20 protein-coding genes and 1 riboswitch are annotated in these 20320 nt (G+C 40.7%); of the genes, 2 read left to right on the top strand and 18 right to left on the bottom strand.

The window, feature by feature from the left end:
* Positions 1–69: 69 nt before the first annotated feature.
* The 12 genes from ypeB to NSS92_RS03885 all read right to left on the bottom strand — a co-directional run bounded on the left by ypeB (position 70) and on the right by NSS92_RS03885 (position 11929).
* Positions 70–1419 carry a germination protein YpeB gene (gene ypeB, locus NSS92_RS03940; RefSeq protein ID WP_267587416.1) on the bottom strand — a complete coding sequence of 450 codons (1350 nt, stop codon included), beginning with the start codon at positions 1417–1419 and terminating at the stop codon, positions 70–72.
* A gap of 16 nt (positions 1420–1435) precedes the next feature.
* Entirely contained in the window at positions 1436–2347 is a 912-nt protein-coding gene (gene sleB, locus NSS92_RS03935) for a spore cortex-lytic enzyme (RefSeq protein ID WP_267587415.1), read from the bottom strand.
* A 133-nt stretch (positions 2348–2480) separates the two neighbouring features.
* Positions 2481–3137, bottom strand: a complete 657-nt coding sequence (prsW, locus tag NSS92_RS03930) for a glutamic-type intramembrane protease PrsW (RefSeq protein WP_024422824.1) — start codon at positions 3135–3137, stop codon at positions 2481–2483.
* Positions 3138–3294: 157 nt separating this feature from the next.
* A complete protein-coding gene (locus NSS92_RS03925) occupies positions 3295–4266 on the bottom strand; it encodes a YpdA family putative bacillithiol disulfide reductase (RefSeq protein ID WP_340869915.1) in 972 nt (323 codons plus the stop codon).
* A gap of 124 nt (positions 4267–4390) precedes the next feature.
* Positions 4391–5665, bottom strand: coding sequence for a Glu/Leu/Phe/Val family dehydrogenase (locus tag NSS92_RS03920; protein ID WP_340866957.1), 1275 nt, complete (start codon positions 5663–5665; stop codon positions 4391–4393).
* Between the two features lie 196 nt (positions 5666–5861).
* Entirely contained in the window at positions 5862–6440 is a 579-nt protein-coding gene (locus tag NSS92_RS03915; protein ID WP_024428080.1) for a genetic competence negative regulator, read from the bottom strand.
* Positions 6441–6605: 165 nt separating this feature from the next.
* Positions 6606–7394: a metallophosphoesterase gene (locus NSS92_RS03910; protein ID WP_267587414.1), complete on the bottom strand. Its 789-nt coding sequence runs from the start codon at positions 7392–7394 to the stop codon at positions 6606–6608.
* Positions 7395–7481: 87 nt separating this feature from the next.
* Positions 7482–7937, bottom strand: coding sequence for a DUF2663 family protein (locus NSS92_RS03905; RefSeq protein WP_047202733.1), 456 nt, complete (start codon positions 7935–7937; stop codon positions 7482–7484).
* 64 nt (positions 7938–8001) lie between these two features.
* Positions 8002–8793, bottom strand: a complete 792-nt coding sequence (locus NSS92_RS03900) for a LysM peptidoglycan-binding domain-containing protein (RefSeq protein ID WP_267587413.1) — start codon at positions 8791–8793, stop codon at positions 8002–8004.
* On the bottom strand, positions 8738–9379 hold the full coding sequence (locus NSS92_RS03895) for a CPBP family intramembrane glutamic endopeptidase (protein WP_280806409.1): 642 nt from the start codon (positions 9377–9379) through the stop codon (positions 8738–8740). The genes NSS92_RS03900 and NSS92_RS03895 overlap by 56 nt, the downstream gene beginning before the upstream one ends.
* Positions 9376–10884 carry a RecQ family ATP-dependent DNA helicase gene (locus NSS92_RS03890; protein WP_340866955.1) on the bottom strand — a complete coding sequence of 503 codons (1509 nt, stop codon included), beginning with the start codon at positions 10882–10884 and terminating at the stop codon, positions 9376–9378. Before NSS92_RS03890 ends, NSS92_RS03895 begins: the two co-directional genes overlap by 4 nt.
* Positions 10877–11929 carry a helix-turn-helix domain-containing protein gene (locus NSS92_RS03885; protein WP_340866954.1) on the bottom strand — a complete coding sequence of 351 codons (1053 nt, stop codon included), beginning with the start codon at positions 11927–11929 and terminating at the stop codon, positions 10877–10879. Before NSS92_RS03885 ends, NSS92_RS03890 begins: the two co-directional genes overlap by 8 nt.
* Before the next feature lie 267 nt (positions 11930–12196).
* Between NSS92_RS03885 and NSS92_RS03880 the strand changes: the two genes are divergently transcribed.
* Positions 12197–12445 (top strand): ferredoxin, encoded by a 249-nt coding sequence (locus NSS92_RS03880; protein ID WP_003215700.1) that lies wholly within the window; start codon positions 12197–12199, stop codon positions 12443–12445.
* 34 nt (positions 12446–12479) lie between these two features.
* Here NSS92_RS03880 and NSS92_RS03875 read toward each other — a convergent pair whose 3' ends face one another.
* A complete protein-coding gene (locus NSS92_RS03875; RefSeq protein WP_024428075.1) occupies positions 12480–13061 on the bottom strand; it encodes an ECF transporter S component in 582 nt (193 codons plus the stop codon).
* A 144-nt stretch (positions 13062–13205) separates the two neighbouring features.
* Positions 13206–13336, bottom strand: a riboswitch (FMN riboswitch).
* A 287-nt stretch (positions 13337–13623) separates the two neighbouring features.
* Here NSS92_RS03875 and serA point away from each other — a divergent pair.
* Entirely contained in the window at positions 13624–15198 is a 1575-nt protein-coding gene (gene serA, locus NSS92_RS03870) for a phosphoglycerate dehydrogenase (protein WP_024422834.1), read from the top strand.
* Positions 15199–15232: 34 nt separating this feature from the next.
* Here serA and NSS92_RS03865 read toward each other — a convergent pair whose 3' ends face one another.
* The 5 genes from NSS92_RS03865 to NSS92_RS03845 all read right to left on the bottom strand — a co-directional run bounded on the left by NSS92_RS03865 (position 15233) and on the right by NSS92_RS03845 (position 20313).
* Complete coding sequence (locus NSS92_RS03865; RefSeq protein WP_340866953.1) at positions 15233–15880, bottom strand: peptidoglycan DD-metalloendopeptidase family protein; 648 nt, start codon at positions 15878–15880, stop codon at positions 15233–15235.
* A gap of 103 nt (positions 15881–15983) precedes the next feature.
* Positions 15984–17090 (bottom strand): sigma X negative regulator, encoded by a 1107-nt coding sequence (locus tag NSS92_RS03860; protein WP_340866952.1) that lies wholly within the window; start codon positions 17088–17090, stop codon positions 15984–15986.
* Positions 17002–17610 (bottom strand): RNA polymerase sigma factor SigX, encoded by a 609-nt coding sequence (gene sigX, locus NSS92_RS03855; protein ID WP_024422837.1) that lies wholly within the window; start codon positions 17608–17610, stop codon positions 17002–17004. The genes NSS92_RS03860 and sigX overlap by 89 nt, the downstream gene beginning before the upstream one ends.
* A gap of 202 nt (positions 17611–17812) precedes the next feature.
* Positions 17813–19594, bottom strand: coding sequence for an ATP-binding protein (locus tag NSS92_RS03850; RefSeq protein WP_267587406.1), 1782 nt, complete (start codon positions 19592–19594; stop codon positions 17813–17815).
* Complete coding sequence (locus NSS92_RS03845) at positions 19591–20313, bottom strand: response regulator transcription factor (protein ID WP_003215596.1); 723 nt, start codon at positions 20311–20313, stop codon at positions 19591–19593. The genes NSS92_RS03850 and NSS92_RS03845 overlap by 4 nt, the downstream gene beginning before the upstream one ends.
* Between the last annotated feature and the right edge of the window lie 7 nt (positions 20314–20320).

Genomic DNA, 20320 nt, shown 5'->3' with positions numbered 1-20320 from the left:
CCTCTCCTATATTAAACCATGTCTAAAACAAAAGGAAAAGACTTATTAGCCTTTTCCTCGCTTCCTTTTCTATAGGTCTTTATATATAGGTTCTGCATTTTTTAGTTTATCTACTCGTTCTTCTTTTCCGGTATCCGCATTAATGAACATGCGGTACGTATCATTTTTTATCGTTCCAAGGAACTCATAGCACAGAACTTCCTCTGACATATCATTTTGCACAATCGCTAAATGAGTATCTTCGATCTTTACATGCTGATTCAATGTTTTCTTCGCTTCTTTTTGCGAGATTTTAGGTGCTTTGATGTCTCGTGTTTTATGATTCGTTAAGTAGTCTTTCGCTGAAAACCCAACAACCTCGCCATCATCCAATGCGACTTTCATGCGTATACTATCTGGATAAAGCAGGACATTTTTTTGAAGAGGCACATAGGTAAATACACCGATATTATCAAATTGTGCACTTTCATCTAAATGGAACGATTCCGTGTCAAACCCTTGCTTCTTTAAGAAGCTGAGTGCTTTTTCTGAAGCATCATTTAAACTGATTTTCTGTTTTTTCACTTCACGATTCTGAAGAAGGTAGACTGGGTGTCCTCCTTTTTCAGTCAAGTCTAAATAAAAGTTTGCATGGCTGTCTGGATCAGACATCGATAAGCTGTACACGTCACGATTGGTTTTGCTGCCGCTTTTTCTCACTTTAAAGTGTTGGTTATGGTCGGGTGTGAATTGCTGTGCAATGCGGATCGCTTCTTTTTTTGAAATCTTATCGCCTTTTAAATGATTGTAGCCTTGTGTTTCTTTTTCTGTCGATACATTTGTAGGCCCAAGATCAACATCTGCAAATGCATCTGCATTTCTCTCGACTGTTTTCAACCCGTCAATGATGGTGTTGTCGTTCTTTCGATCGCCGTCAGCGAGTGCCATTTCAACATCCATCCATTTTAAGTTTTTATTAAGTACGAGGTGCTGCACTTGTCTAAGTTCGTTTTGGATATCTGACGCTTGATTATATAGGGCTGTAATGGTTTTGTGTGTATCTTTATTTAATGGTTCATCTGATAAAGATTTGACTGATGATTTGTAGCTAAAGTCTCCGACATTCGCCAGAAATTCTTCCGTTTTATTAAAAGGCATCAATGTAAGCGGGAGCTGGCTGACATTGTTATGCGCTTCTGATGACATTCTCCATACATCTGCAAGTGCTGGTGAGATGGATGTTTGGCTGTTCATCGCAAGTGTTGCGCCCAGTTTGTCATGCAGCTGATCCACCTGATACGTTAAATCGTGGAAGGCTCTTTGGTAGTTGTTCTCAGCATGAAGCAGCACGGCGTCTTTTTCTTGATGTTCTTTATAGCCCCAGTAACCTGTTGAGATGACAGCAATTCCTAAAATAGCAATCAATATTCCTCTGATCATTTATTTACACCCCTTTTTATTCGCAGAATATATGTTTTCCGATTCGTTTAATTTGTGGTCTTCCCCAAATCCATGGACTTGTTGCTGTATCAGGATTAAAGTAATAAATGGCGCTCTCAGATGGGTCCCAGCCATTGATTGCGTCAAAAACAGCCTTTTTTGCCGTTTCATCTGGCGTCATATAAAATTGTCCATCTGCTACAGCAGTAAACGCAAGCGGTTCAAAAATGACCCCCGCAATCGTATTTGGAAAGGTCGGATTGTTCAAACGGTTTAAGATGACGGAAGCGATGGCTACCTGTCCTTCATACGGCTCTCCTCTTGCTTCACTGTAAACAGCTTGCGACAAGAGCTGAATGTCATTACTAGAAAAACCACCAGGCATGTTGGCTGCTGTTTGTTTCGGTGTTTGATTTCCCTGCTGGCTGCCTGACTGATTGCCAGACTTCCCAGATGATCCGCTTTGACTTTTTTGATTTTCTTTTGTACCTTGAGCTGTCTTTTTCTGCGAGCTTCTTTGCGCAGGAGCCTTTGTTTGCTGATCAAGAGGCTTTCCGCCATAATGGGTAAACTGGTTCCCTTGCTGCAGCTGCTTTTGAACAAACTCTTTGTAGTATTTCGTCTTTTGAACTAATAAGTTTTTTGTTTTCTCACCTACAAGTCCATCGACCTTCTTCATGCCCAATTGGCTTTGAAAGTTGCGAACGGCCCAGTACGTCCCCCAGCCATAGACGCCATCGATTTTGCCATTGTAAAAACCATTGTATTGGAGCCGCGCTTGCAGCTCGACGACATCTTCTCCTGTTGCCCCGCGCTGGATGACTTGGCTGGTGAAGGCTTCACTTTTACTCGCTGTCAAAAGTGAAGACGCAAGAAGAACGATTGAGAAGATAAGAACGATTTGTTTCATGAAACGAGCTTTATCCATATTTGATCCTCCTGTACTTTTGATGTTTGAATATATGTTTCTTCCGATCCCTATTTTTATACATTCAACACAGGAGAGAATTGGATGGAAAAGACAAAAAAACGCCCTATATACAATAAGGACGTTTTCCAAATTAAATTTGCACCATTTTTACCGCACGGGCTTTTTTTGCTTTCCTTAAACCAAACCACCATAAAAAAATCATGAACGGCACCATGATATATCCCCAGTTTTTCATCCCTAATAGAATGAAATCATACAGGCCGTGAAACAGCACAGGGAGCGTTAAAGAAAGGATCAGCCATTTGCGCTGCTCTTTTTTATCAGAGAAGCGGGCTTTTCCGATATAAAAACCCATCACAACACCAAATAATGCGTGACTTGATACAGGTAGTAACGCACGGGTAAATGCATATTCGACCCCATGACCGACTAAATAAAGAATATTTTCAAGTGTTGCAAAACCAAGTGAGACACTCGTTCCATACACAATCCCGTCATAGTGTTCGTCAAACTGGGCATGCGCATAAACGCTGACCATTAAAATAAACCATTTTAATGATTCCTCTAAAAAGCCCGACGTCACAAATGAAATCAAGATAGGGTTTGTTGCGATATTTTCCTCTTGAAGGACATATTGAATAAACATGGTTGGAAACACAAGTATGACACCTAGCATAAAAGATCTGATGACCATGTGAACCGGCTCATTGTCGTACTGATCTTTCAAATAAAAATAACTTAAAAGTGCGATGCCGGGAGCTAAACCTGCTGAGATGATTGCGATCATAACCAGACCTCTTTCCCTACATTATCCTTCATTATCGTACCATGATTTACCCTTTTTTTATATGACTCGGGCCCATTTTTCTTAAAATAAATTTCTATATAATCCCAATTTATATAGAAAAGAACCGAATCCCCCTTTGAAGGATCCAGTTCTTTTTTTATCCGTTGATTCTTTTGTTGATTTCTTCTGCAATGAGTCCGCCATGAAATCTTCCATTTTCGATAAAAATTTCATTGGCATTATTTCCAGCTGCAATGACTCCTGCAATGAAAATGCCTTCAACATTCGTTTCCATCGTCTCTTCATCAAATGCTGGACGTCCTGATTCTTGGTCAATCGTGACACCCATTTTTTCTAAGAAAGAATGATCTGGGTGATAGCCAGTCATGGCAAATACATAGTCACTTTTCACTCGATCTGTTTGATTTTGCTGGTTTGTAAAGATCACATCTTCTTCTGTGATTTCTTTCACCTGCGCGCCAAACTCCATTCGAATCGTTCCATTACGGACAAGCGCTTCAAACTCTGGTAAAATCCAAGGTTTGATGCTGGATGAATATTCAGTTCCTCTATACAGCACAGTGACTCTGCTTCCGCATTTCACAAGTTCTAGCGCAGCATCCACACTGGAGTTCTTCCCGCCGATCACCGTCACATCTTTATCAAAGTATGGATGTCCTTCTTTAAAATAGTGATACACGTGAGGAAGGTCTTCTCCTTTGACGTTCATATAGTTTGGATGATCATAGTAGCCAGTTGCAATCACGACGTAATCACATGAATAGTCGTCTTTTGATGTACTCACCGTAAAACGGCCATCTTGTTTCGTCACGGCATTTACTTTTTCAAAAGCATGCACACGCAGGTTTTTTCGTCTGACGACCTCTCGGTAATAGGAAAGCGCCTGAATACGAACGGGCTTACGGTTTTCAGTAATAAAAGCGACATCACCGATTTCAAGCTTTTCACTTGTACTAAAAAAGGTTTGATGTGTTGGGTAATGATAAATACTGTTCACGACATTCCCCTTTTCAATCACAAGTGCATCAATCCCAATTTGCTTGAATGCGATGGCAGCTGATAACCCGCATGGGCCGCCTCCTATTATGATCGCTTTTTCTTGTTTCATTTGTTCCACTCCTGTCATTTCACTGCAATAACAATTGCTGGGCTGTTTGATTCTTTGTTCCATTCCATAAAAAAATCTCCTATTTAAGGATAGGAGATTTTAAGGCGCGATGCAAATCAGCCGCTTAAATCCAGCCTCTGAATCGAGAAGCTTCAGCCATTTTACGTACACCAACCATATATGCAGCAAGACGCATATCAATTCGGCGGTTTTGCGCCATTTCATAAATATTATTAAATGATTTCACCATCATATCTTTTAAACGAGTTTCAACTTCTTCTTCAGTCCAGTAGAACCCTTGGTTATTCTGAACCCATTCAAAGTAAGAAACAGTTACACCACCCGCACTCGCAAGTACGTCTGGAACAAGCAGTACACCACGATCTGAAAGAATTTTGGTTCCTTCCAGTGTCGTTGGGCCATTTGCTGCTTCTACGACAATTTTGGCTTTAATGTTTGCCGCATTATCTTCTGTGATTTGGTTTTCAATGGCTGCAGGTACTAAGATATCACAATCCAGCTCAAGCAGCTCTTGGTTTGTAATTGTATCGTTAAATAGTTTAGTGACGGTTCCAAAGCTGTCACGTCGGTCAAGCAAGTAGTCAATGTCTAGACCATCTTCATCGTATAATCCGCCGTACGCATCTGAAATCCCTACGATTTTTGCTCCAGCATCATACATGAATTTAGCTAAGTAGCTTCCTGCATTTCCGAATCCCTGTACGACAACACGAGCCCCGTTAATGTCAATTCCTTTTTTCTTCGCCGCTTCTTTGATGCAGATCGTCACACCTTTTGCTGTTGCAGTATCACGTCCGTGTGATCCTCCAAGAACAATTGGTTTTCCTGTAATAAATCCTGGCGAGTTAAACTCATCAATTCTAGAATATTCATCCATCATCCATGCCATAATTTGAGAGTTCGTAAACACGTCTGGTGCTGGAACATCTTTTGTTGGCCCAACGATTTGACTGATGGCGCGAACATAGCCGCGGCTTAGTTTTTCAAGCTCTCTGAATGACATTTCTCTTGGATCACAGATAATACCGCCTTTTCCTCCGCCATAAGGAAGATCCACAATTCCACATTTTAAACTCATCCAAATTGAAAGCGCTTTTACTTCTTTTTCCGTAACGTTCGGGTGGAAACGAATTCCGCCTTTTGTTGGACCGACAGCATCATTGTGCTGTGCACGGTAACCAGTGAAAATTTTCACCGATCCATCGTCCATACGTACTGGAATTTTGACCGTTAATAGACGAATTGGCTCCTTCAGCAATTCATACACTTCCTGCGGATACCCTAATTTGTCTAGCGCTTTATGTATGACGGTTTGAGTTGACTTTAAAACATCTAGCTTATCTTCTGCGTTATGAGCGGCGTTTTGATCGGCTGCCATTAAAATAAACCCCCTAGAAATCTTTCATGATCTACTGCTCCCTTTCAAGCAATAGTATACACCTTCGTACTGGTAAAGCAAAGGTAAAAAGCGTTTTTTATCAAAATAAAATATCAGCGTTTATAAATATAAAAAAGGATATAAAAAAATACTGTTGTTTCATCACAACAGTATTAAATATAATAGAAAAAAGTGATTAAAAATACATTTGAATCGTTTTCACAGCATCTTCTTGCATGATCACTTTTCCATATTCTTTTAGCCGGTGAATGGTGAGTGTCGTAGGTGAACCAAACTCTGCTAAAATCGAAATGACTGTATCAGCAGATAATTCTCCAACATCATCCAGGCTGAGATAATATTGACCTTCATAATGGTAAACTGTACCCCCTAAAAGTCCAATACGACTTAAACTATGGGACAGTTGAATCACATCTTCAAACGAGGCAAATTGATAGAGCACATGCTTACTCTCGTCGAGCTTGACTTGCATCTCAATGTAATCTTCATCAAACTCATCATCAGCATCTTCCTGCTGACTCTTTGTGACAATGACGACCATCCCCTGCGCCTGAAGAGAAAATACTTCAACAGCAATCGGTCCATTCGCTTCAAAACCGAGCTCCTGATTCGCTTCGTTCATCATGTCTTTAAACAGCTGATGGACTTTGAACGAATCTTTCCAAAGGTCTTCTTTCGTAAGACCTCGGTCTGTCAGGTCATCTAGTGTGAGAAAAATTTTAATTTTATTATAATTCAGACGCTCCAGTCGCATAACGTTCCCTCCTGCCTCTTCTAAACACACATCATACTGTAGTATATGAGATGATGAGTCATAGGTTCTTAATTTTGTATTCAGTTTACACTGTGTCAAGACGGAAGACAAGCATGAAGCTATGCTTACGGTGACTTTTATGGAAAATATTGAGGGTACCGCAAGTTAACGCGTTTTTAGAGGCATTAAATAGATCAGATGGGTTTCTGGTTCTGCTCCTAGACGCATTGGAATCTTTGTTGTCCCGTAGCCATTACTAATGAGAAAGAACGCACCTTTAACCTGGCCTGTTCTTCCTTTTTCATACGGACCAAATTTCCCAATTCGGATCTGTCCTCCATGCGTATGACCGCTCAGGACAAGATCAATTCCCTCTTCTTCACTCATCAAATGATGCACATCTGGATTGTGTGATAAGAGAATATTGACATCATCTTTCACAAACTCAGACCGTATCGCTTCATAATCTGCTTTTTCAAGCCGAATATCATCAATTCCTCCGATTTTGATTCTCTGGCCTTCGAAATTCCATACAGCCGTTTCATTTTGCAAAGTCGTGACATCGTATGCATGAAGAATCTCTTTAAACCTTTGCTGGTGCAGCTCATGATCATTATTTCCCCAAACAAAATAAACCGGCGCAATTCTTGATAAACGTTTCACATTTTCTTCAATCCTTGCATAGGGTACACCTTTTTCTGCTAAATCTCCGCCAATCATAATCACATCTGGCTCTTCCTGTCTGATTTCTGCTAATAAAGTGTCACTGATGAGACGTCTGTGTGTATCAGAAATAAAGAAAATGACTGCAGGCCGGTCTGATTGAAGTGCTTCTATTGTAAAGTAATGCTTTTTGATGTTGTTTTGTTTTGCCGTTTTCACCATTTTTGCCGTTACACACACACCTGTTGTAACAGCCGCAATGGCGGCAGTAAATCCGATGGCATATTTCATCACAAATGGCTCCCTTACATATCTTTCTTTCATAAGACGCTTGAATGAAAAAAGACGTTTCAACTGTTAAACGTCTTTTTTTCTCATTTATTTACTTTCATAATAGAGATTAATGTCATATTGCTTCTGCATATAGTGAAAAACCGCCTCGCGCTCTTTCCACTGATTTGATTGCGGCCATAAATCTGTGCTTTTTTGTATAATTTCACATCGAAGCCGATGATATTCATCCTCAGCCTTTTCTTCTTTTTTCTTATAGTAATAAGATGCGTAAAAAGCAAAGACCTCAGCCATGATCCAAAACAGAAAAACTTCATGACCAAGCAGTGTTGCAATCATGGCTTCCGGCTGAAGCGAGCCGCCTCCTGCATTTGCCGTGATCACAAAATAAAACAAAAGAATGGCCAGCGATAGAAGGGCTGTCCATTGCCATCTTTTGCACTGCTTGGCAAAACCCTCATATTTATGCTTTCTTTTGATCAATGTTTCCATCATTTTCTGTGTCGGCTGATCCATATATCGGCTGATTGCGTGCAATGTCATCACATACACCCTGTCCCTTTTTTCTACATATGTATGTGCGTGCTTCTTCATTCATGTCAGATGATTAGTTTTCTAGTGGAATATTCAGCACTTGACCACTATACACGCTGTTACCTTTCAAATGATTATAGGCTCTAATTTTCTCTTCGCCCGAACGGTTTTTGTAATACTTCATTGAAATTCGATACAGGTTTTCCTCTGGACCAACAGTGTGCTGCACGACACGAACTGGCTTTTCTTCCTGCTTCTTTTTCTCTTCGGCTTCTTTTCGTTTTTTCTCTTCCTGTTGCTTTTGCAGGGCTAACTGCTGCTGTTCACGCTTTTTGGCAGCTTCGGCTCTCGCGCGTTCTTTTTCTTTCGCTGCTTGTTCACGATCTTCTTTCTCTTTAGCAGCTTTTTCTTTTTTCTTCTGTTCAGCTTTTTCTTTCAATCGCTGTTTTTCTTTTTCTTCATCTTTCTTTTGCTTCTCATCATCAGACGCATCCGCTTTATCAACGCTTGAGTCATTTTTCGTTTCGACAAGTGCTGACGGGACTGGGTCTGTGTCAGCACTTGATGTAGAATCAATATTATATACATCTTGATTATTATTATGGTTGATTTCCTTTGACGTGTAGTAGATCAAAAGGAAGAACACCGTGACGACGATAATAGGAAAGATAATAGCCAGTGTTGTAAACAATGGATTACGCACCTTTTTCGTGCGCTGCTTTTTATATTCATGAAAATCTTCTCGTGTAGGAAAGTGAGAGTCATCTGAAGGCTGTACTTCTTCTTCAAAAATTTCCTCTGCATCATCGTCATGGATGTTTGTCAGCTGCTCCTTCTTTCTCTTCATTCTCGACATTTCTTCCATGTTCATCCCTCCCCCTATATTTCAAACGAATTTGACAAGCAAAGACTAAGTCAATGACAAAATGGGTCATGACAGGAACAAATAAATTCCCAGTCCACTCGTATAAAAGTCCTAAAAAAATACTAATAGAAACCACAAGGATAAACAAGAGTATTTTTGATAAGTAGCGAAAGTGAAGGAGCGCAAACACAATACTGGCAATCTCCAATCCAAATTGCTGCTGTACGATCCCTCGGAATAGAATTTCCTCTGAAAAGGCGATGAGCAGTGTTAACCAAACAATATGCGGGATGCTGCGATTTTTGAACATTTTTTCATTTAATCCGCCATCATCATACATATGAGCAGGAAACACCTTCATGACAATCGCATCCACAATGATCACAAGCACAGCGCCGCCAATTCCATAAGTCAGTATCCGTGCATCTTGGATCTCCCAAAGGGATGTAAAATCTGTCCAATGATCGAACATAAATATACCTAGTAAAAAAGAAATGATCAGCATCAGCAGCTGCGTGAAATACAGCTGTTCTACGACTTGTCGATCGGTTAATTTTTCGATGATCCGGCGATGTTGTTCAATCAATGCTGCGCCTCTTTTGTCAGATGAAACATACGATCCAGCACGGTCTTCCAGTGTTTCATTTCATTCAGCTCCAATGGTTGATCTTTTTTTTCATAATCAGACAGGTTAAGTCCGCAAGAAGAGCAGCAGCTGCCAGAGGATGCGCTCTCCGTTTGATCAAGCTGTTCGTAAAAGTATGATAACAGAGATTGTCTAAAGCAGCTATGATCTGTGATCCGCTCCTTAAATTGCCAAACCTTTCTCAGTTTTTCAGTTTGTCTGTCCTGCAATTTCTCTTTCAGTTTCATCAGGAGCACACGAGGCTGTTCTGACTGATACATCCTGTAATAATGGATCAGCATTCTTGCACGTGTCTCCTGAAGCCCTAATTCCATCAATTGTTCACGTAATTTCTTTTCATCATTTGTCTGCATTTGTGTGAGTCTTGCTAAGAAGAAATCAATTTCTGGATCATCAAAGCCTTCTGCTTGTATTAAATGCTGTTGAATATCCGCGTCCTCTTCTGTAAATAAAAGAATGCTCACACTATTTTTCCCGTCCCGCCCTGCTCTTCCAATTTCCTGCATAAATGCTTCAATTGACTGCGGCGGGCTCATATGAATAACAAATCGTATATCTGCTTTATCAATTCCCATTCCAAAAGCACTTGTACAACAAATGAGGTCAAGCTGTCCGCTGATAAATTGCTGCTGAATAAGCATGCGGTCTCCTGCATCCATTCCGCCATGGTAATACTCTACACGCTGATGGGTTTTTTGTTTCATAAAAAGCGCCATATCTTCTGTCATTTGCCGGGTCGGGCAATAAATCAGGCCTGGACCTTGCAGAAATTCCACAAGCTCAATGGCCCGTTTCTCTTTTGCTTCTTTCGTTTCGTGCGCTTCTTTGACTAATGCGATGTTTGGCCGGTTGGCAGAATGAATATGAAAGTCTGGATGCTGCAACCTTAGCGTTTGCACGGTATCTTTTAGCGTTTGTTTCGTTGCTGTTGCCGTCAGTGCTAAGGCAACAGGGTGACCTAACGCTTCTCTCCATTCTCCCAGCTTGGAATACTCCGGACGGAAATCATGTCCCCATTCAGATATACAATGGGCTTCATCGACGACGAACAGACCAATATGCATCGATTTGAGCTGTTCTAGCAGCACCTCTGACATTAATGCCTCAGGGGCGACGAATAAAAATTTATATGATGGCAAATGCCGAATGATATGCCGTCTCTCCTGAAAAGACAATGTGCTGTTAAGCGCCGCCACCCGTTTTTCTCCGCGCATTTTCATTCGTTCGACTTGGTCCTCCATAAGCGATAACAGCGGCGAAATAATGAGAACTAATCCATCTGTCATATAGCCGGGAAGTTGATAGCAGATGGATTTCCCGCCGCCAGTAGGCAGCATGGCCACCGTATCCTTTTGATTCAGTACACTTTGAATAATGTCCTCTTGACCCGTTTTAAATGAGTCGTAACCAAAATATCGCATGAGCGTCTGATGAAGCTTATCCATTCGCTTTCACCATCCTTGTCAGTGCCAATCGTATTTGAAAATAAGTAAATGGATGTTCGAGTTTTTCTTTAATCAGCTTCATCTTATTTGTTTGAAGCTCTCTGGCTACTGCATGAATGGCCTGCTGCTCTTCTTCGCTCACATACGGCTCTATTGAGAAGCTCGGTTCATGTATGGACAGCTCGACAATATGGTCTTCGATCGTTGCCTTTTTTAATGAACGAATGTGAGCAATCTGATCAATATCAAAGCCTTTTTGCACAAGCTCAAGCGTTTTGTGAGTAGAGGTTGTTAACACGCGTTTGAATTCAAGGTCACCTACGAGCTTTTGCATGAGCTGCGTCTCACCTTTTTGGGCAGCATGAATAAAATAATGGAGGACATTCCAAAAAAGCAGGTACACATACCACACATCTTCTTTTAGCCACTCTGCCATTTGCTGATACGTACGCCCAATTCTTTCATTTGAGGTCAATGAATAAACAAAAATCAGCGCCTCTTCATCACTTATACGGCTAAGGAGCTTTTCGAGTTCATGATGCAGCTCTTCTGAAAGCTTATTCTTTTCGTGATGCTGTTTTAAGAAGGACTTCGTCCAGCTTTGTACGGATACATCTCTTTGTATTGGAACATATTGATGTGATCCAGCCATATGGTGAGAAAGCACTTGTACAAGTAACGAGAGCCTCATCCATAGCACCTTTGCTTTATCATGATATTTGGCACCATGAAAATAAGCGGGCATCGGTTTTTCTGAAAAATACTGGTTTAGCATACGCTGTCCTGCATCTGTAACAGTGAATGTCTCCCCTGTTTTTACGATGTAGTGCTTTTCGTCAAGCTTTATAGCAGAGCGATTCAGCTGATCCCTCGTAAACCCCGGGTAACAGCCGAAGTACTTTGAAAGCTGAAACAAACTGGCATCCTGTATGGTTTGTGATGATTTTTTTCCTTTAAAAAGATGGTAGACAGCACTTATGGAGCGTTCGCCGTTCAATTTATGTACGCTGTCCATTAACATGACATCCAAGTAATGAAGAGTCATTCGCCAAAGCACCTGTCTTCCTGACAAAATTCGAATATTTTCTCCCTTTATTTTAACAGATTTCATAGAAGAAGAAATGTTTAAACTCAATTTGTGGGGGAAAGTTATGAACAAACCCTTATGTGATAAGTATTCTCAATCACTTTACAGTTGAAATGTGAAATTAAAATCATTACAATAAGGTTTGAGGAAATTGTTTTTTATCGGTGAAACTAAAAAGGTTAGACCATTTGTTCCATCGAACAATCTGGGAGGTATTTTTTTAACATGGCAAAATATACAATTGTAGACAAAGACACATGTATTGCTTGCGGCGCATGCGGTGCAGCTGCTCCAGACATTTATGATTATGATGATGAAGGCATTGCATTTGTTACGCTTGATGACAACCAAGGGACTGTAGAAGTTCCAGAAGTACTTGAAGAAGATATGCTTGATGCATTTGAAGGATGTCCAACAGATTCAATCAAAGTTGCGGACGAATCTTTCGAGGGTGACCCGCTTAAGCATGAATAGTATAAAAGCCCCTTATGCAGGGGCTTTTTTTATATTAACTATTTTGAAGTCGGCGTTTATTTTCAAACCATGGACGCATTTTCACAAAAATGAGGCTAAACACGATGGTAATGATGATGCCTTTAATAAGATTAAAAGGCAATATCCCTGCTGTTATCGTCGCCTTGAGCATATTATCCGAAAGTTGAGGTGCATTTAAAAACCATGTGTAAGCCGGCAGAAACAGGAAGTAATTTAAAATACTCATCATCACAGTCATAAGCACTGTGCCCAAGAACATAGACCATACAATTCCCTTTGCCGATTTGATTTTTTTGAAAATGAAGGCCACTGGTAAAATGAACAATACGCCTGCTGTAAAGTTCGCTACTTGATCAACAGGAACACCAGACATACTGCCATGAATGAGATAATGCAGTACATTTTTTAACGCCTCAACAGCAATACCTGCACCCGGCCCATAAATTAAAATCGCAATAATCGCTGGAATATCGCTGAAATCAATTTTCAAATATCCTGGAAGCCCAGGGAACGGGAAGTTTAATAACATTAAAACAAATGAAATACTGCTAAGCATACTGATTACGACTAAACGCTTTACTTTACTTTGATTCAATATTCTCTCTCCTTTTCGATCAAATCTTTCGAAAAGAGGATTGTTCCATTTTAGCCACAAAAAAACCGCCCTTGAAAATAGGAGCGGGGAAATTGGGCTAGACAAATAAACGTGTGAACATGAATGTTTTCAACGTTTACGAACCTCCATCTTCTCCCATCCAGACTATACTGTCGGCTTCGGAATCACACCGAATCCTGCCAAAAAGGCTCGCGGGCTTAGAGACTATGCTCATCACCGCCGGTAGGGAATTACACCCTGCCCCGAAGATTGATCATTATTCAATTCGACATCATTATATATGATATATGAGCATTTGTACAGATAAAAATCCTGAGCAAATTCATCAGTTTTAAGAAATCGTAAAAAACACAAAAATTATAATGACAAATGCGCAAAAATTGGTTATCTTTTGTTTAAAGGTGTTCATTCTTTATAAAGACACAAAGAAATGTTCGTGTTTTCTTTTTCACTTTACTGCTTTAATTTGATTGACACAGTGAAAAGGAATATGGTAAATTATCAGATATTTATGACGTTTATTTTAGGAGGAAATCTAACGATGTTTCGAGTATTAGTCTCAGATAAGATGAGCAATGATGGTCTTCTACCACTTTTAGAATCAGATTTTGTTGAAATTGTCCAAAAAAATGTAGCAGAAGCAGAAGATGAATTACACACGTTTGATGCCTTACTTGTCAGAAGTGCCACGAAAGTAACAAAAGAGCTTTATGAAAAAATGACTTCATTAAAAATTGTCGGCCGTGCCGGTGTGGGAGTAGACAATATTGACATTGATGAAGCGACCAAACACGGCGTCATTGTGATCAATGCACCAAACGGTAATACGATCTCGACAGCTGAGCATACGTTCGCCATGATTTCATCACTCATGCGTCATATTCCCCAAGCCAATATTTCTGTCAAATCAAAAGAATGGAACAGAGGTGCATATGTTGGTGCTGAGCTTTACGGAAAATCTCTTGGGATTGTCGGCTTAGGCAGAATCGGAAGTGAAATCGCCCAGCGTGCAAGAGCCTTTGGCATGACAGTCAACGTATTTGACCCATTTCTCACAAAGGAACGTGCAGAAAAAATTGGCGTCAATGCGAAATCACTGGATGAAGTACTCGAAGTATCAGATATCATTACTGTACATACGCCATTAACAAAAGAAACAAGAGGACTTCTCAATAAAGAAACGATTGCAAAAACGAAAAAAGGTGTTCGCCTTGTAAACTGTGCGCGCGGCGGTATTATTGACGAAGCTGACCTTCTTGAAGCTCTTGAAAGCGGCCATGTTGCAGGAGCTGCACTTGATGTATTCGAGGTAGAACCTCCAACTGATAATCCGCTTGTGGATCATCCACACGTCATTGCAACTCCGCATCTTGGTGCCTCTACAAAAGAAGCACAATTAAATGTTGCGGCGCAAGTATCTGAAGAAGTCCTTCAATTTGCAAAAGGCCTTCCTGTCATGTCATCTATTAATCTACCAGCGATGACAAAAGACGAGTTCAAAAAGATTCAGCCTTATCATCAGTTTGCAGGAAAACTTGGACGTCTTGTCTCTCAATCAATGAGAGAACCTGTAAAAGAAGTAGGCATTTCTTATGAAGGTTCTATTTCAAAACTCGAAACATCCTTTATCACAAAAAGTCTCCTGTCAGGCTTTTTAAAAGAGCGTGTTGATTCGACTGTGAATGAAGTAAATGCTGGAATGGTGGCAAAAGAACGCGGCATTAGCTTTAGTGAGAAAATTTCTTCCAGCGAATCTGGTTACGAAAACAGTATTTCTATTGAAGTCAAAGGTGATCTTTCAACCTTTACTCTTAAAGCGACTTACATTCCGCATCTAGGGGAACGCGTTGTTTCTATTAATGGATTTAATATTGATTTTTATCCAGATGGACACCTTGTCTACATTCAGCATACAGATGCACCTGGTGTGATTGGAAAGGTTGGACAGATTTTAGGCGACCATGATGTCAACATTGCAACAATGCAGGTAGGACGTAAAGAAAAAGGCGGCGAAGCCATTATGATGCTTTCTTTCGACAAGCATCTTGAGGACGAAATTGTGAAAAAATTAACCGAAGTGCAGGATATTCTTTCTGTCCGCCTGATTGATCTATAAAAAACAGTGATAAACCTCATGCTTTGCATGAGGTTTATTTAGTTGAAACCATTAAACGGTCTCCTGTTCGAATGAGATGAGTCGTCAGCTCATTGATCTTTTTCAATTGTTCCACAGTCATTTCGTGCGCCTTTGCTATTGACCAAAGGGTATCTCCTTTTTTAATGACATATGTATTTTTTTCATGTCCATTTACATGAAGAGCCGGCTCTTGGAAACGTTCCACTGCAATCATTTTGAGCGGATCTATCGCATCCTCTTTGCTGACTGACCAATTTCCACGATGTACCTCAAAATGTAAATGAGTGCCTCTAGAAGCTCCTGTGTTGCCAATTATGCCAATCGGCTCTCCCGCTTGTACATGGTCACCCTTTTTCACAAAACGCTCGTGTAAATGAGCATAGACGGTTTCGTATCCGTTTGGATGCTGAATAAACACAACTTCTCCATATGTAGCCGATACATATGAACGCGCGACCACACCTTCACTTGCAGCAAAAATGGATTCTCCTTCTGGCGCAGCTATATCTAATCCCTTATGCGAGCCGCCTCTTGTCCCAAACAAGTCAGTGACTTCTCCTTTCACTGGTTCCACCCATTCGTTTGTCTTCTGCGCATGGGCAAATGGCGCTAAGATCAAGAGCAAAAAACAGCTGGCACCTATGAAGCAATACCTTTTCATCAGTGACTCCCCTTCTTTGAGGTTCTTTTCATGACAGCTTAGTATACAGCAAGAAGGCCGTTTTCTATACATAAAAAAGAACGCAATGACTTGCTTGCGTCCTTTAACGATCTTTGATGACAACTGGATTCGGCAGAGCCGGCACCTCTATTGGTTCGTTTAATTCATATGGTCCTACTTGATCTGTTCCTGCATATTGAATGGTGACATCTGTAAAACCAAAATCTTTCGCTGTGAGCAGCAGACCTTCAATGAGTAGAGTATGATCAATTGAGTCCGTTAATTGTGCTGATGCTCCAAACGTGATGGTCACATGCTTACCTTTTGATGTCACTTCTTTAATGGGTTCTTCTTTAATTAATGGTTCAAGTCCAGAATCACTCGTGCGTTTCATGGCCTCTACCGCATCTTCATAAGAAGAATAATGCGTTTTTGAGGGCACCAAAAAAGTCCCGCTCTTATTTTCTAACACGTAATAAGCTTTCTTCGTTTGTTTATCAATTGATATCGTGCCAATACTGCTTGCCCCTAATTGAAGATGAGAACCTTTGACTGACTTGACTTCCACTTGTTTATACCTGCTCCATTTGAGCGTTTCTTTTACCATATCTTTAAATCGATTGGCTTCCTTTATCGTATCAAGGGACAAATCATTTTTTAACTGAAAAACAAGTGTATTCCCATTTTCACGAAGGTCCACCATCTCAAGATAAGATTGAAGAGGCTTTGTCATTTCAGGCAGCTGCACCTGTTCATATGTGCTCATCATTTCCTGCAAATGGTCATGTTCATTTTCTTTTTCAATACTAATGGGAACCACTTGAGATGTTGATTCATCTATGTATGCAACCGTCATATACTTTTGCTTATCTTCATGAGAAACAACATGCGCGGTACCATTTGACTGTTTAACAGGCTCTAATGTGGCATTCACCTGTCCTTTGTCAGCACTTGAGTCCATTTTCATCTGTTGATGATGTTCTTGAGCAGCCGGCTGAAATAAATGAGGAGAAATTAAAAACGCCATAAATAAAACCACAACGGTTGCCACCGCTGGACCGATCCATTTGACACTTTTCTTTTTCTTCCCGCTTGCCATCAGCATCTGCTGGTATATCTGCTTAGATGAACGGTTGTCCTCCACCTTTGGAAGCTGACTTAGTAACACCTTGATTCGTTCTTCGCTCCAATCGGACCTGTTCGTTTTCATTCACTAGCTCCTCCTTCAAAAGCTCCATATGTTTTCGGAGCACTTTCAGGCCTCGGTGCTGCGTTGTTTTGACTTTGCTTTCCGAGAACTTTAGCGCCTTTGCCGTCTCCATGATTGAGTAGCCCTGGATAAACCTTAAAATGATGACAGCTCTTTGATCAATCGTACAGTGATCAAGTGCGGCATAAATTTCTTTTGTATTTTCATCCTGTACAGCCAGTTCGTCTGGAAGCAAGTCTGGGTCTTTTACATCCTGCTTATCCCAATCAAACGTGCCGAGCACCCGTTGTCTAATGGTTTGCTGTTTGCGAAACCAGTCAATCGCCACATGCCTTGCAATTGAAAACAGCCATGTTTTCTCGCTGCTTCTTCCTTCAAAAGTTTTATATGAGTGAAGTACCCGAATGTAAACCTCCTGGACGAGATCCTCTGCCTGATTTTTATCTTTAACCATATAAAATAAAAATTGGTACAAATCTTGATGGTACGAATCATATATTTTTTGAAAGGTTTCATGCATAGGAAACCCCTCCGTTCACTTATTTTTGTCGAGTGACTCTTACAAAACGTTACATTACAACTTTATGACAAATATATTACAAGTTCGACAGTTTGGAAAGGGCTTTTTGTTTAACTTCTCCTTAAAAATTTGAAAATAGAAAAAACACTTCATTTTCTTTCGAAATGAAGTGTTTCTCATGTAACAAGATTCTTCGTCAAGATTAGACGAGTTCCTGCTTTTTTCTTGGAATATAGAAGGTAAAGTGTGTACCTGCCCCCGCTTTGCTGTGAGCATGTATAGAGCCTTGATGCGCCTCTACGATGTTCTTCACAATCGCAAGACCAAGTCCAGTACCAGACCGTCCTCTTGTCCTTGCTTTATCGGCTTTATAGAAACGTTCGAAAATAAAGGGCAGATCCTCTTCGGGAATTCCGCTTCCGGAATCTTTCACATCCATTTTCAGCCCGTTCTCCACCGATTGAACCGAAAAGTGAACCTCTCCGCCCTCTGGTGTATGACGAATGGCATTATCAATGAGATTCGTAAACACTTGCTCAATCTTATCGGGATCGAATACAAAGTACGGTTCATCCACTTGAATATCATACGTAAGGTCGATTTGTTTTTCTTTCGCAATCCCGAGAAACTTACGGTAGATCTTCTCAGTCAGCTCTTCTGTATCTGTTGATTCAAGATTCAGTGTAATGTGACCTGCTTCCATTCTCGCTAGATCTAGAAGATCATTCACAAGTCGTCCCATCCGTAGTGATTCATCATAGATAATTTGTGCAATCTCTTTCTTTTCCTCTTCTGATCCTGCAATATCATCTACAATCGCCTCACTGTACCCTTGCAGCATGGCAATTGGCGTACGAAGTTCATGACTGACATTGGCAATGAAGTCTTTTCTCAGCTTATCAAGTCTTCGTTCCTCAGTCATATCACGAAGGACCGCAACTGCTCCCCTGACATCCTGCTGATTATAAAGCGGAGACATGAGAAGAACCCAGGTACGCCCTTGCAGCGTTACTTCAATCATTTGCTCTTTTTCTGTGCTGACAGCTGTATGAAATAGCTCGCGCGCTTCTGGCGGCAGTTCATCTCCATCTTTGATCTTCATATTTTGCTCGTAATACCATGCCTGCAAAAATCGTTCTGCAGGAGGATTCGTCATCAAGATCGTTCCATCAATATTGATGGTGATAACGCCATCGGCCATACTGCTTAAAATATTAGACAAATGTTCTTTTTCTTGATTTAAGGCTGTGATATGGAATTTAAGCTGCTTCCCCATTTGATTAAAGGCGATAGCCAGTTCTCCAATTTCATCTTGCGTTAAAATAGGAATCTTTGTATCAAATTTCCCTTTCGCCAAATCTTGTGCACCCTCCCTCATCTTTCTGAGAGGATAGGTGACACGTGTTGACAAGAAGAAAGCGAATATAGTGGTCAGTACAATGGCAATTCCGGCTGCTAAGAAGATATAGCGCGTCGTGTGTTTCGTTGTTTGTTCTACAGCGAGGAGTGACTGAGAAAGAAAGACCATGCCTTTTTTTCCGTTCGCCTCATATGGAACACCGACTACAATCCGTTCATCTTTATGATTGCCTGCATCAGGTTCTGCACGTTTACTGATTTTTTTACGATCTTTCAGTGCTTGATTTAAATCGCTGTCCGCTTCAATTTGTTTCTTTGTTATCGCAGGAAGCTTCCCGTCTTTTTCAGACGAATACCACTCTAGCCCGTCCTTTTGGATAATCGCAATACTTGTCAATTTGTCAGCAAGTTCTGATGTAATTGACCTTGCAAGCGATTGATCCTCATGGCTTTCCAAAATGACCGCTACTTTGTTTGCCATTTGTGTTAAATCAGACTTTGCTTCTTCTACATGATAATTTTCAATGAACTCTAAAAGAAGCACAGTTAAAATAGATAAAACGATCAGGACGAGGAAAAGAATGGTTAACCATAGCTTTCCTACAACACTTTTCCACAGTTTCATTCAGCGCCGACCTCAAATTTGTACCCGACACCCCATACAGTTACGATTTTTTTCGCTGCTTCTGGTGACACTTTATTCAGTTTTTCACGAAGTCGTTTGACGTGGGTATCGACTGTTCGTAAGTCTCCAAAGAACTCATATTGCCATACTTCTTTTAACAGCTTTTCTCTGTCATAAACCTTATCTGGTGTTTTTGCAAGGAAATATAAAAGCTCATATTCCTTCGGCGTGAGACTGACTTCTTTGCCATCAGCCGTCACCCTATGTGCATCATGGTCAATGGATAGATGAGAAAACACAAGAACATCCTTTGTTGTTGTCCCAGTATTCAGATAAGACGTTTGAGACGACCTTCTGAGCAATGCCTTTACACGTAAAACAACTTCGCGCGGGCTGAAAGGTTTGACGATGTAGTCATCCGTTCCTGCCTCAAATCCTTGAACGCGGTTGGCTTCTTCTCCTTTTGCCGTCAGCATAATGATTGGAGTCGCTTTTTTGTCTCGAATTTGATTACACACTTCGATTCCATCTGTACCAGGCATCATTAAATCGAGCAAAATGAGGTCGTAATCGGTTTGAAGCCCTTTTTGAATCGCCTCATCTCCATTTTCCGCTTCATCAATTTCATAATTTTCACGTTCTAAATACATTTTTAAAAGGCGGCGAATTCTTGCCTCATCATCTACGACTAATATTTTCGTTTGAGTTGTGTGTTCCATTAGACAG

Source organism: Bacillus sp. FSL M8-0166 (assembly GCF_038008825.1).
In the GTDB taxonomy this organism is placed as follows: Bacteria; Bacillota; Bacilli; order Bacillales; family Bacillaceae; genus Bacillus; species Bacillus safensis.
The sequence above is the reverse complement of the archived record's forward strand: the minus strand, read 5'-3'. Positions and strand labels throughout refer to the sequence as shown.